Genomic DNA, 11,791 nt, shown 5'->3' with positions numbered 1-11,791 from the left:
GCTCCGTCGTCTAGCGGTTTAGGACGTCGCCCTCTCAAGGCGAAGGTCGCCGGTTCGAATCCGGTCGGAGCTACCAAGCTTTACCCAGGCCACATGTTTCGCGGCCTTTTTAATGGCTCCGTCGTCTAGCGGTTTAGGACGTCGCCCTCTCAAGGCGAAGGTCGCCGGTTCGAATCCGGTCGGAGCTACCAAATGTACAGCCGAGGCTTTTGCCTCGGCTTTTTTGTTGTTACATGCCGTGCAAGGTCTGGCTTATAGGACAAAAGTGCGTCTGGTTTAGAGGCATAACGAGATTCGGCAATCGACTCGTATGGAGGAATATCGTGCGCAGACTTCGCGGGCTCTTTTTCGGACCATCGTGTGCTGGTAGCCAACGCGTCTCCCACGGGCGCGATTCACGAGCATGGTGCAGTGCCCTTCACGCGATCTTGGACCTGATCCTTGAAACGCTCCGTCCTGTGCCTTTCCAAATCTTGAGAACTAAGCCATGCGCATTCCCGATCCTTAAGGAGATGTGCCATACGCGTTCCCGATGCTCGATTAGGCGGCGCCTCTTCTGGATACCCGGGTGATCGCACTGGACACGATGGGTTGGTTGGTTATATCCTCGCTGGCATGTGACGAAACCGAAAGGCCGACAGATGCATCGCCGGAGACGATGCGGCATCGGGTCGAGCCTTCAACGTTTGAGGGAAAGGTGGGCCAATATGCGAATCGACCGCATTCTTTGCAGCACGCGCGTATTCACCGGTTTGACCGATAGCGCCGAGGAACTTGCCATCGCCGTTTCCGGGGACAAGATCGCCTTCGTCGGATCGAAGGATGACGCGCTTGCGTTCGCCCATGAGGCTGACGCGAACGCCAAGCCTGAAGTGATCGACTACGGCGACGCCTTTATCGCCCCCGGCTTCCATGACTCGCACGTGCACTTCTTCCATTCCGCAGTGTACTCTTCCCCGCTTGCCACGAATTTCCTGGGCGAGAACGAGGCCGATTGCGTTGAGCGCATGAAGCGTTTCGCCGAGGGACGATCCGAAGGGTGGCTGTTGGCCCAGGGCTGGCGCGAGTATCGATGGGACCCGCCGGTGCTGCCGTCGAAGCACTCGCTTGACGAGGCCTTCCCCAACCGCCCCGTGGCGCTGTACTCCGGCGACGCGCACACGCTGTGGCTCAACAGCTGCGCGCTGGCCGAACTGGGAATCGACCGCGACAGCGTGCCCCCTGCGGGAGGAAGCTACGACAGGGATGCCGATGGCGAGCTGACGGGCATTGTGCGCGAAGCGGCCGCCATGGAGCTGATGCCGCGTATCATGAACGCGTTTTCCGATGACGAGATCGCCGATGCCTACCGAGGGTTTTTGCGCACGCTGGCGCAAAACGGCATCACGAGCGTGTGCGATATGTCGCTTATGGCCAACCCGGGTCTGGACTTCATCCGCGACGATGTGCACGCACGTCTGCTTGACTCCAACGAGCTGACCTGCCGCGTGAACCTCTTCCCTACCCTGCTTGAGGATATGAGCAGGTTCGAGGCGATGTCTGCGCGTTATACAGGCCCGGTGCTGCGCTGCGCCGGTTTCAAGCAGTTCTTCGATGGCGTATCCAGCCAGCACACCGCATGGGTGACCGAGCCTTATAGCAACGCCCGATGCGAGGACGACTGCGGCAGGCCCACCATCGAGCCCGACAAGATGCGTGCGCTGGTGATGCAGGCAGCCGAGAAGGGCTACCCCGTGCGCATCCACACCATCGGCGATGCGGCGATTCACGAGGCGCTGAACATCTTCGAGGATGCCCGTGCGCAATTCGGCCCGCTTCCCGAGGGACGCCATAACTGCCTTGAGCACCTGGAGAACTTCCTGCCCGGCGACGTGGAGCGCCTGGCCAAGCTTGACGTGATCGCTGCGGTGCAGCCGCCGCATATGACGCTTGACCCGGGCGGCCCCGAGCGCGACTTGGGAGACGAGCGCGTGAAGCTGATGTGGCCGTTCAGGACCATGCTGGATGAAGGCGAGACGCTTGCGTTCGGCACGGATTCGCCGGTGGTGGACGTGAACTCTATGGGCGTGCTGTACAGCGCCGCCACGCGCCGCGACCCGCAAACGCGCGCACCTGAAGGCGGATGGCGCCCTGAGCAGCTTATCAGCCGCGCGGAGGCTATCCGCGCATATACCGCCGGCAGCGACGCCGCCGCCCAGCGCAACGGCGAAGCGGGCGTGCTGGCAGCAGGCAAGCTGGCGGACATGGCGGTGCTGGACACCGACCTGCTCGCATGCGCCGACGACGAGATCCTGGATGCGCATGTTACCGCCACCTGGATGGGCGGACGCTGCGTGTTCAAGGCCTAGAAGGACCGAAAGCGCCCCAAGATGACCAGCGAGCCCCCTTCCGTTTCTGCGTTTCCGCGAAAAGGAAGGGGGCTCGGTAAGCCTCTTGGGGCGCTTTGCGTTCGAGACGTTTTGGCGCTAGTGAAACGGCGATGACGAGCTGTGCTGCGCACGCCTGTCACCCGCCGTGCCGGAGACGCCGTTGCTTAGGCGTTGTAGGGCAGGTGCGGCTTTCCGTGGCACCACATATGATCGAGGGGGCCGCTGCCCTGCCCAAGGTCAAGGCCGGTGGACAGAGCGCCTCGGACGAAGCCTTTCGCGCGGCGAACCGCCTGCTCGATGCCGTTTCCCTGCGCCAAACCGCTTGCGATGGCGCTGGAGAGCGTACAGCCGGTTCCATGCGTGTTGCTGGTGGCTATGCGCTTCGCCCTTAGCCACGCGTGACGGCCGTCGGGCAGGACGAGCAGGTCGTCGGCGGTATCGGCAAGATGACCGCCCTTGACGAGCACGGCACCGTTGGTTTTCCCCGAAAGCAACTTCGCCGCTTGCATCATGCCGTCATCGTCGATGACGGGAAATCCGCACAGGACCTCAGCCTCGGGCATGTTCGGGGTGATGACGTCGGCCGAGGGGACCAGGTTGGCCACCAGCGCGTCGACGGCCTGCTGTTCGATAAGGCGCGAGCCGCTAGTGGCCACCATGACCGGATCGAGCACCACGTTGCGCGCCTGATGGAATCGCAGACGCTCGGCGATGACGTTGATGATCTGGGCGGAGGATACCATGCCGATCTTCACCGCATCGGGGCGGATGTCCTCGAACACCGCATCGATCTGCGCTCCGACCACTTCAGGCGAGATATCCTGCACGGCACGCACCCCGCAGGTGTTTTGCGCGGTGATGGCGGTGATGACCGTTTCCGCGTATAGACCGTAGGATGCGATGGTTTTGATATCGGCTTGGATACCCGCTCCGCCGCTTGAGTCGGAGCCCGCGATGCTGAGCACTGCTTTCATCGGAAACCTCCCTTTGATGCCAGCGCTACCCGTTTATTCGTTGTCGAGATCGATGACGAGGCCGTCCATGATGGTGTTGACGGTGCGCACCGCGCACATCTTGCCGCACATGGTGCAGGTACCCTCGTTGCTCGGCGGGGCGCTTTCGAAGACCTTGCGCGGGCGAACCGGATCGATGGCAAGGCCAAACTGCTCTTCCCAATCCATACGACGGCGGGCGTCGCTCATGCGGTTGTCGCGGTCGCGGGCGCCGGGGATGCCCTTGGCGATATCGGCGGCATGCGCCGCGATCTTCGTGGCGACCAGGCCGTCGCGCACATCCTGCGCATCGGGCAGGCGCAGATGCTCGGCGGGCGTGACATAGCACAGGAAGTCGGCGCCCGAGGAGGCCGCCACGGCGCCGCCGATGGCGGCGGTGATGTGGTCGTAGCCCGGGGCGATATCGGTTACGAGCGGGCCGAGCACGTAGAACGGCGCGTTGTGGCACAGGCGCTTCTCCAGGCGCATGTTCGCCTCGATCTCATTAAGGGCCATATGACCGGGACCCTCCACCATGACCTGCACGCCGGCATCCCAGGCGCGCTTGGTGAGCTTGCCGATCTCGATAAGCTCGGCGATCTGACCGGCGTCGGTTGCGTCGTAGGTGCAGCCAGGGCGCATGGCATCGCCGATGGAGATGGTCACATCATGCTCATGCAGAATCTCAAGCACCTCATCGTAGTGCTCGTAGAACGGGTTCTCGTTGCCCGTAGCCTCCATCCAGGCGAAGATGAGCGAGCCGCCGCGGCTGACGATGTTCATGAGTCGGCCGGTTTCCTTGAAGGATTCGATGGTGCGGCGGTTCATGCCAGCGTGGATGGTGACGAAGTCGACGCCGTCCTCGGCATGGCGGCGCACCACGTCGAGAAAGTCCTCAGCCTTGATGGCGATAAGGGCCTTCTCCAGATAGCCGATGGCGTCGTACATGGGCACGGTGCCGATCATGGCAGGCGACTTCTCGATGAGCTTGGTGCGAAACGCCTGGGTTTTGCCGCTGTTGGAAAGATCCATGATGGCCTCGGCGCCAAGCTCGATGGCCGTATCGACCTTCTGCCACTCAACGGATTCGTCGGCAAGGTCGCCGGAGATGCCCAGGTTGACGTTGACCTTGGTGCGCAAGCCCTCGCCGACGCCTTCGGGCGACAGCGAGGTGTGGTGGATGTTGGCCGGGATGGCGATGCGGCCGGCGGCGACGCCCTCGCGGATGAACTCCGCGCTGCGGCCTTCCTTCTCGGCGACCACGCGCATGGCAGGCGTGATCTGCCCCGCGCGGGCGAAGTCGATTTGCGTGATGAGGTTCGAGGATTCGTTACCCATAGATGCTCCCTTCGTTGGCATTACCCATGCAGGTTCGGCGGGTCGAGGCTTATACGGGGCCTCCTCTCAGCCTGCCCGGCGCGCGGCGCTAGCAAGCTCCCCCGATATACGGTTGATGTGGCCGCTATTATATCCCCGGCTGCTCAGAAGTTTCCCAAGGCAAAGGATAAAAGACATAAAGCGTGCCCGACTCCACGGCGATGGTGGCCTCCTGGCCGATAAGCTCGTTGGAGAGGCCGAGACTGGTTCGGTTGGTGAGGGGCTCGTCGTCAAGCGAATATTCCAATCCGCGCTCGATGACGCCCTCGGCGCGATCGTTTGCCGCGAAAACCGAAACCGTGCCCTTCTCCACGTTATCGGGAAGAGTGAACACGTCGGGACCGGTAACGCAGCGGATGGCGAAACCCTCGGCGATGCCGGTGACGTAGAACCCGCGCTCGGAGTACGCGGCGAACAGCTGCAAGTTGGCCAGCGTGTGATCGAGCCTGCCGCCGATGCCGCCGTACACGTAGATGTCGGAATGATGATAGTTCGCCGCCCTTTGCAAGGCGAGCTCCATATCGGAGGCGTCCTTGTTCACGGGGTGGCGTGAGACCCGCTTCGCGCGGGGGACGTAGCCTAGGGAATCGAAATCGCCCACAGCCATATCGGGCGCGACGCCGAGCCGATCGAGCGGCGCGAAACCGCCGTCGACGGCGATGACGAAGTCGAAAAACCCTTCGTTATAACGTGCCATGAAATCTTGTTCGTTGAAATATGTGGCGCCAACCAATGCACAGGTTGTCATGATGCTCCTTGTTTCGGTTCCGATATGGTAGAATACCACACTGCGAGCGGGCCAGACGATCGCGCGCCGCCTTGAGCGGCGTGAGGAAAGTCCGGGCTCCAAAGGGCAAGATGCCAGCTAACGGCTGGGCGGGGCGACCCGACGGAAAGTGCCACAGAAAAGTAAACTCCCCCGCGCAAGCGGGAGAAAAGCTGAAACGGTGCGGTAAGAGCGCACCAGCGCGTTGGCAACAACGTGGCTTGGAAAACCCCATCTGGAGCAAGCGCAAATAGGAATGCCATACGGCCGCCCTTCCGTGCATTCGGGTTGCGTGCTTGAGACGCGCGGTGACGCGCGTTCGAGATAAATGGTCGTCCAACGACAGAACCCGGCTTATCGACTCGCTCGCGGTTTTCAAAAGGCTCCCGTTTGGGGGCTTTTTTGCTTTGAGCTGGCGGAACGCCTTCCCATTCACACGAAAGCGGGGATCAAGCTTATGCTTGATCCCCGCTTCATCGTACGTATTGCGCAAAAGCGCTATATGAGGGCGAACAGCCCTAGCGGTCAGGCCGGGCGAAGGCGTTCGCCTCTCTGCAAACCTTTAGGTGTTTGCCGCTGCTGGCTAGTCGAGATCGTCGATCTCGAAATCGTCGGCGGCATCGCCGAAGCCGGAGAAGTCCTTCTCGACGCTGGAAGCCACGGGAGCGACCGAACCGGTGATTGCAGGAGAAGCGGCGGTTGCAGCGGCAGCCGGGACGGCGACCGGGATGGCCGGCGCGTCATCATAGGCATCGGAGCCGTCGACGGTGAGCGGAGCCTGCGGCGCGGTTGCGGCAGCTTCCTTCACCACGGGCTCGGGCTCGACATGCGTGGCATAGCGGCCATGCTGGCCGGAAGCGAGCGCACCTGCGGCCTTCGGGGCCTTCTCGCCGATTTCAGCAAGCTTGCGAGTAGCGTCGGTGATGAAGTCGTTGAGCAGGTCGCGATAATCCTCGCGCGCCTCCTCGCGATCGTCCTCGAGCTTGTGGATGGCGTCGATGACCTTCTGGCGGTCGTTCTCGGCCTTGTCGAGGATGCGGTCGGCCTCGTCCTCAGCGTCCTTGACCGTGGCGGCAGCATCGGCCTTCGCGTTGGCCAGGATCTCGTCGGCGGAGCGCTGAGCGATGATGAGCGCCTGGGCGATGGCGTTGCCGTCGGCCTTCTTGGACTCGAGCTGCTTCTCGAGCTCTGCGATGCGGGCGTCGCGCTCGGCGATGGCGGCATCCTTCTCAGCCAGGATGGCCGGATCGACGGAGGCTGCGGGCTGCTCGTCCTGCTCGTCGATATGCTCGGGCTCGGGCTCGTCGAATGCATCGTCCTCGAACGTGGCGGGACGATCGAAGCCGGCGAAGGTGTCCTCGCCGATCTGGCTTTGCAGCGAGGCGATCTGCTGATTCAGGCCGTCGATCTCATCGGCGACATGCTCGAGGAAGACGTCGACCTCGTCGACATCGTAGCCCTTGCGATCGATGGAGAAGCTTTGGTTATGGATTTCAGCAGAGGTGATAGCCATCTTTGTATCCCTTCATCTGATGTGCGGGAATGCGCAGGTGCGCACCTAGAACAAGTTTACCAACAAACGTACACCGAATTGTAGTACAAGCAGCGCAACGATGGGCGTGACGTCCACCATACCTCCAATAGGGGGGATCAGGCGCTTGAACAGGTTCAAATACGGATCGCAAATACGCGCGAGCACGTTGTTGATGTCTGCGAGGATGCCCCGATCGGTCGGGAACCATGACAGCATGACGTATACGAAGATGATCATGCTGTACGCATCGGAAAGCGACACGATAAGGTACTTCAAACTGAGCATGCGGGCTGCTTCGCTCCTTGCTAACGCCCCGAGCGGCTAGCCCGGGGCCGATTTCGATACGTAAGGTTACAGGATGCCCTGCGAGCGCAGGCTTGCACGCTCGGCTTCGCTGAGGGCCGCGCCGCGCGCGATGACGAACACCTTGTCCGCGATGCAGTCGACGCTGGCATCGAGGGCGCTGGAGACGCCGAAGGAGAAGTCGAGGACGCGCTTTGCCAGCGCATCGGGGGTTTCCTTGAGCGCGAGCACCACGGCGTCGCCGGCCTTGAGGGCCTTTGCGACCTTCTCGCATTCGCCGTAGCTTGCCGGCTTGACGATGGTGACCGAACGCGTGGGGCTGTGCGTGCCCGTAGCAGTGCCCTCGTAGGCCTTATACGGATCGAACGAGGATGCGGCGGAAGCGGCTTTAGCTGCAGCCGTGAACGCGCCCTCGATAGGCTTTGCGGCCGTTTGGGCAGAAGGCGCGGCACCGGATTCGGCAGCCTCGGCGGCAGTGGTGCTGAACAACGCGTTCAAGCTTTCCGAACGCTCCTGGTCGGCAGCGGCCGCCGCCCTGGCGTTGGGCGTGTTGGCCGGCGCGGTGAACGCGGAGTCGACCATGGTGCGGTTGCCGAAGGATGCGGTGCTGACCTTGCGCGGGGGCAGCGGATCGCGGTTCAAGCTGTCAGGCACGGTGGTATGCGCGCGCACGTCGTCGATGGAGACGAGCTTGGCCGGGCGATAGCCGCCGGAGCCGACCGAGGTGCGGGCATGGTTGCCGCGCGCGGGGCGCGTGGTGACCGAATCGTACGGATCGTAGTTCGAGCTGGGGGCAGCATCGTCCTCTTCGTAGTCGTCATCGTAATCGTCGTAGTCGCCGGAATCGTAATCGTCGTAATCCTTCCGGCCGCGATCGTAGTAATCGCCGCCATCGGAGAACCCGAGCTTGGACTTGATGCTGTCGAGCATGCCTTCGGGCTTGTTGAACTTGGGCATTGCCATACCGCTCTCCTGCTTCGTTTCTTAAGGACGGCGGTCGACGCCGCCGCTGCATGTTCGGTATTGCGGACGCGAGCCTTATGCCTGAACGGACTCGAAGGAGTCACTGAACAGAGCTCGGCCTATCCGCACCATGGTAGCACCCGCATAAACGGCCTCGCGCCAGTCCTCGCTCATGCCCATGGAAAGTTCATTGAAGCGTGCCGCCTGCTCAGAGGGAAGCTGGCTTGCAAGCGCATCGCGCAACGCCGCCAGGTCCTCGAAGCACTTGCGCGCAACTTCCAGGTTGCCCTGGGGAGCCATGGTCATGAGGCCGCGGACGGCGATATGAGGGAACGTTTCGGCAAGCTTGAGCGCATGGGGCGCCTGATCGGGGGTGAAGCCGCTTTTGCTTTCCTCCCCCGACACGTTGACCTCGAGCAGGATGTCCTGTACCTTGCCAAGGCGCTCGGCCGCTTGGTCGAATTTGGCGAAATGCTCCTCTTTGCACACGGAGTGCACGAGCGTTGCGCAGGCGACGATCTCGGGGATCTTGCGCGACTGCACGTTGCCGATGAAATGCCAGGTTTGATCAGGCAGCTGAGCAACCTTGGCGGCAAGGACGTCGGGACGGTTCTCACCGAAATCATGGGCGCCCGCGGCGATGGCCGCGGAGACGGCGGGCACATCGACCGTCTTGGAAACGGCGATGACCTTCACTCCGCGCGGGTCGCGGCCGCACGAGGCGCACACGCGGGAGAGCTCTTCAAGCGTTTCCTGATAGTGTTGAGCGAATGGCATGGCTATGCTTCCTTTCGAAACGCGATGGCGCCATGGCGGCCGCACGTGCCGCCGGATGCCCGAGACGAGAAGTACTGCTGCGGATTGCACTGCGTGCAGATGCCCGCATCGCAGATGCGCGAGGGATCGATGCCGACGGCGGCGAGTTGCACGCGCAGCGCATCGAGCATGCTGACGTGGCGAGAAGGGCGAACGCAGCCGCGCCCGAACAGCTCGGCGAAGCGCTGCTCGACCTCGACCCCTACCTCGAAGCAGCAGTCATGGATGTGCGGGCCGATGTAGATGTTGTAACCAGCGGCGAATCCGTGCTGCTGATCAGGGGTTTCCGCACCATCTTCGAGCGCTAGGCGCTCGACGCAGGAAGCCGCGATGCCGCCGACCACCCCGCGCCAACCCGCGTGGGCCACGGCAAAGCGCCCCGTCGGCGACACGGCGATGACGGGCGTGCAATCGGCGAAGCACAGCATGGCGGCCACGTTGGGCGCGGTGACCACGAGCGCATCGGCAGCGGCTTGCGCGCGCTGCTGGGCAGCCACGACGCTGGCGGCGTCGCACGAGTCGATGCAGACGATCTCCGTGCCGTGCACCTGGTTGGGGACGATAACGGGAACGTCTTCGCCGCCGAGCGCCTGCATGGCAAGGCGGCGGTTCTCCATGACATGATCAAGGTCGTCCTGCACGTGGGCACCTAGGTTCAACGAGGCGAACGGCCCCTGGCTTGCTCCCCCATCACGCCCGGTGAAGGCGATGCGGACGCCGCAAGCCTGAAACAGCGCATCATCGGTGAGCATGGAAATGCGACGCGCGCCGCAAGGGCGCGCGTCGAGTGTCGGTGCAGGCAATGTTTCGCACACGGTATGCAAAGCTTTTACTCCTTAGCGCTGGCGCTTCAGAAAATCGGGGATGTAATCCTCGTCGGCGAAGCGGCCGGGCGTGCTGGTGAGCGTGGAATACGTAGACGGCTGAGGCGCCGGTGCCGGCTCGGGAGCGGCCGTGGAGGCAAACAGGTCCTTGCGGTTGAAGTCCATGGCGGACTGCTGGGGCGCATTGACCTTGAAGCCGGTGGCGATGACGGTGATGCGCACGCTGTCGCCCATGCTCTCGTCGATGATCTGGCCGTAGATGATGTTGGCGTTCTCGTCGGCGCAGGCCTCGACGGTGCGGGCGGCCTCGTCGACCTCGGTGAGCGTGAGGTCGGGACCGCCGGAGATGGAGAACAGCACGCGGGAGGCGCCTGCGATGGAAGCCTCGAGCAGCGCCGAGTTGGTGGCCTGCTGAGCGGCATCGAGCGCGCGGTTCTCACCGGAGGACAGGCCGATGCCCATCATAGCGGTGCCGGCGTCCTTCATAACGGTGCGGATGTCGGCGAAGTCGAGGTTGATCAGGCCCGGGATGGTGATCAGGTCGGTGACGCCCTGGATGCCCTGGCGCAGCGTATCATCGGCGATACGGAATGCATCGAGCATGCTGGTCTTCTTGTCGACGATCTCGAGCAGACGGTCGTTGGGGATGACGATGAGCGTGTCGACCTTCTGGGACAGCAGGTCGATGCCCTGCTCCGCCTGGTTGCGGCGGGTGCGGCCCTCGAAGGAGAACGGCTTGGTGACGATGCCCACCGTCAGCGCGCCGATTTCCTCGCGGGCGATCTCGGCGATGATGGGTGCGGCGCCCGTGCCGGTGCCGCCGCCCTCGCCGGCGGTGACGAAGACCATGTCGGCCTCGGCCAACGCCTCGCGGATCTCCGCACGGGACTCCTCGGCGGCCTGGCAGCCGACCTCGGGGTTCGCGCCGGCGCCCAGGCCGCGCGTGAGCTCCTCGCCGATGTGGATGGTCTTATCGGCATCCGACATCAGAAGGGCCTGACGGTCGGTGTTGACGGCAATGAACTCCACGCCCTTGACGCCCGCCTCGACCATGCGGTTAACGGCATTGGTGCCGCCGCCGCCGACGCCGACGACCTTGATGACCGCCAGATGCTCGCCCGTATTGTTTGGCATTGTATTCCTCCACACTATTACGCTTGCTTTGAGCTGCGTTTCACACACTCGTGGTTGTATTCACGTGGGATTATTTTACACAAAGAGGGTGGGTTTGCAACGCTTCGCCCCCCAACGGCAACCACATGCACATATCACAGCGGCCCGCACGCCTGGGCGCACGGGCCGCTTGGGGGCTATAACGACCGCCACGTGGGCCTGTCGGGCGTGCGCACGTTGATGTACGTGACGCCCTCGGGATGCTCCTTCATGATCTGCAGGCACACGCGCTCCTTCTCGCGGATGTTGTCCGCCGTGCCGAAGACGATGTCGGGACCGTCTTTGATGGTGAGCGTGGTGGAAGCGGTTTCGGTGGCCTTGACCGAGGTGACGCGGTCGGCGAGCTCGGTGGTCATGCCCGCCACGATGGCCAGCGCGTTGTTGACGTTGGCGTCGGTGCAGTACGAGCCGACGGCGGGCTTGGTGCCGTAGGGCACGTCGGTGATGTGCAGCACCGATTCGGCGTCCTCGTACACCTTCGAATTGGTGCGGCGTCCCGCCTCGGAGTCGCGGTCGGGGATGGGCATGAGCCACATGCCGTCGGAGGCAATGGCCCACTGCGTGGAGTTCTGCGCGTTCTCGTTGGGGACCTCCACCACCGCCGTGATGGTGCGCTCGGTCAGCACATAGCCGTCGATGGTGTCCACCTGCGTGCTGGTCAGCTCGCCCATGTT

The 11,791-nt window shown here is 63.1% G+C and carries 11 protein-coding genes, 1 tRNA gene, 1 other RNA gene and 1 riboswitch; of the genes, 3 read left to right on the top strand and 10 right to left on the bottom strand.

Translation table 11 applies throughout. From position 1 onward, the window contains the following. Positions 1-114: 114 nt before the first annotated feature. Positions 115-191, top strand: a tRNA-Glu gene (locus Q0H50_RS05745). Between the two features lie 516 nt (positions 192-707). Continuing rightward, the gene (locus Q0H50_RS05740; RefSeq protein WP_294420386.1) at positions 708-2,348 is read left to right on the top strand and encodes an amidohydrolase; all 1,641 of its coding nucleotides are present in this window, start codon (positions 708-710) and stop codon (positions 2,346-2,348) included. A 185-nt stretch (positions 2,349-2,533) separates the two neighbouring features. Here the strand turns inward: Q0H50_RS05740 and thiD are convergent, their stop codons facing one another. From thiD to Q0H50_RS05725, 3 genes are all read right to left on the bottom strand, one after another. Further along, positions 2,534-3,343 carry a bifunctional hydroxymethylpyrimidine kinase/phosphomethylpyrimidine kinase gene (gene thiD / locus Q0H50_RS05735; RefSeq protein WP_294420383.1) on the bottom strand — a complete coding sequence of 270 codons (810 nt, stop codon included), beginning with the start codon at positions 3,341-3,343 and terminating at the stop codon, positions 2,534-2,536. A gap of 33 nt (positions 3,344-3,376) precedes the next feature. Beyond that, on the bottom strand, positions 3,377-4,699 hold the full coding sequence (thiC, locus tag Q0H50_RS05730) for a phosphomethylpyrimidine synthase ThiC (protein WP_081468901.1): 1,323 nt from the start codon (positions 4,697-4,699) through the stop codon (positions 3,377-3,379). Continuing rightward, positions 4,688-4,812: riboswitch (TPP riboswitch) on the bottom strand. Its footprint overlaps the gene before it by 12 nt. A gap of 14 nt (positions 4,813-4,826) precedes the next feature. After that, a complete protein-coding gene (locus Q0H50_RS05725) occupies positions 4,827-5,435 on the bottom strand; it encodes a thiamine diphosphokinase (RefSeq protein WP_294420381.1) in 609 nt (202 codons plus the stop codon). Between the two features lie 94 nt (positions 5,436-5,529). On the opposite strand from Q0H50_RS05725, the gene rnpB reads away from it, so the two are divergent. After that, positions 5,530-5,877, top strand: an RNA gene (gene rnpB / locus Q0H50_RS05720) — RNase P RNA component class A. Between the two features lie 210 nt (positions 5,878-6,087). Here the strand turns inward: rnpB and Q0H50_RS05715 are convergent. From Q0H50_RS05715 to Q0H50_RS05685, 7 genes are all read right to left on the bottom strand, one after another. After that, positions 6,088-7,017 carry a DivIVA domain-containing protein gene (locus Q0H50_RS05715; RefSeq protein ID WP_294420379.1) on the bottom strand — a complete coding sequence of 310 codons (930 nt, stop codon included), beginning with the start codon at positions 7,015-7,017 and terminating at the stop codon, positions 6,088-6,090. A gap of 45 nt (positions 7,018-7,062) precedes the next feature. Next, positions 7,063-7,323 (bottom strand): YggT family protein, encoded by a 261-nt coding sequence (locus Q0H50_RS05710; protein WP_042433343.1) that lies wholly within the window; start codon positions 7,321-7,323, stop codon positions 7,063-7,065. Between the two features lie 66 nt (positions 7,324-7,389). Continuing rightward, on the bottom strand, positions 7,390-8,304 hold the full coding sequence (locus tag Q0H50_RS05705; protein WP_294420376.1) for a cell division protein SepF: 915 nt from the start codon (positions 8,302-8,304) through the stop codon (positions 7,390-7,392). Between the two features lie 75 nt (positions 8,305-8,379). Continuing rightward, positions 8,380-9,081, bottom strand: a complete 702-nt coding sequence (locus Q0H50_RS05700; RefSeq protein ID WP_294420374.1) for a YggS family pyridoxal phosphate-dependent enzyme — start codon at positions 9,079-9,081, stop codon at positions 8,380-8,382. 2 nt (positions 9,082-9,083) lie between these two features. Then, positions 9,084-9,935: a polyphenol oxidase family protein gene (locus Q0H50_RS05695; RefSeq protein ID WP_294420389.1), complete on the bottom strand. Its 852-nt coding sequence runs from the start codon at positions 9,933-9,935 to the stop codon at positions 9,084-9,086. Between the two features lie 21 nt (positions 9,936-9,956). Beyond that, positions 9,957-11,078 (bottom strand): cell division protein FtsZ, encoded by a 1,122-nt coding sequence (ftsZ, locus tag Q0H50_RS05690; protein ID WP_294416265.1) that lies wholly within the window; start codon positions 11,076-11,078, stop codon positions 9,957-9,959. A gap of 176 nt (positions 11,079-11,254) precedes the next feature. After that, positions 11,255-11,791, bottom strand: a 537-nt coding sequence (locus Q0H50_RS05685) for a cell division protein FtsQ/DivIB (protein ID WP_294420371.1), incomplete at its 5' end; no start/stop codon positions are given.

The organism is uncultured Senegalimassilia sp. (assembly GCF_934632265.1).
Classification (GTDB): domain Bacteria; phylum Actinomycetota; class Coriobacteriia; order Coriobacteriales; family Eggerthellaceae; genus Senegalimassilia.
This window is presented reverse-complemented; position numbering and strand designations above follow the sequence as displayed.

Excerpts from the sequence above, each read along its gene's own strand:
- ftsZ (WP_294416265.1), bottom strand. The coding sequence starts at position 11,078 with ATGCCAAACAATACGGGCGAGCATCTGGCGGTCATCAAGGTCGTCGGC.
- Q0H50_RS05705 (WP_294420376.1), bottom strand. The coding sequence starts at position 8,304 with ATGGCAATGCCCAAGTTCAACAAGCCCGAAGGCATGCTCGACAGCATC.
- Q0H50_RS05700 (WP_294420374.1), bottom strand. The coding sequence starts at position 9,081 with ATGCCATTCGCTCAACACTATCAGGAAACGCTTGAAGAGCTCTCCCGC.
- Q0H50_RS05725 (WP_294420381.1), bottom strand. The coding sequence starts at position 5,435 with ATGGCACGTTATAACGAAGGGTTTTTCGACTTCGTCATCGCCGTCGAC.
- Q0H50_RS05715 (WP_294420379.1), bottom strand. The coding sequence starts at position 7,017 with ATGGCTATCACCTCTGCTGAAATCCATAACCAAAGCTTCTCCATCGAT.
- Q0H50_RS05710 (WP_042433343.1), bottom strand. The coding sequence starts at position 7,323 with ATGCTCAGTTTGAAGTACCTTATCGTGTCGCTTTCCGATGCGTACAGC.
- thiC (WP_081468901.1), bottom strand. The coding sequence starts at position 4,699 with ATGGGTAACGAATCCTCGAACCTCATCACGCAAATCGACTTCGCCCGC.
- Q0H50_RS05740 (WP_294420386.1), top strand. The coding sequence starts at position 708 with ATGCGAATCGACCGCATTCTTTGCAGCACGCGCGTATTCACCGGTTTG.
- thiD (WP_294420383.1), bottom strand. The coding sequence starts at position 3,343 with ATGAAAGCAGTGCTCAGCATCGCGGGCTCCGACTCAAGCGGCGGAGCG.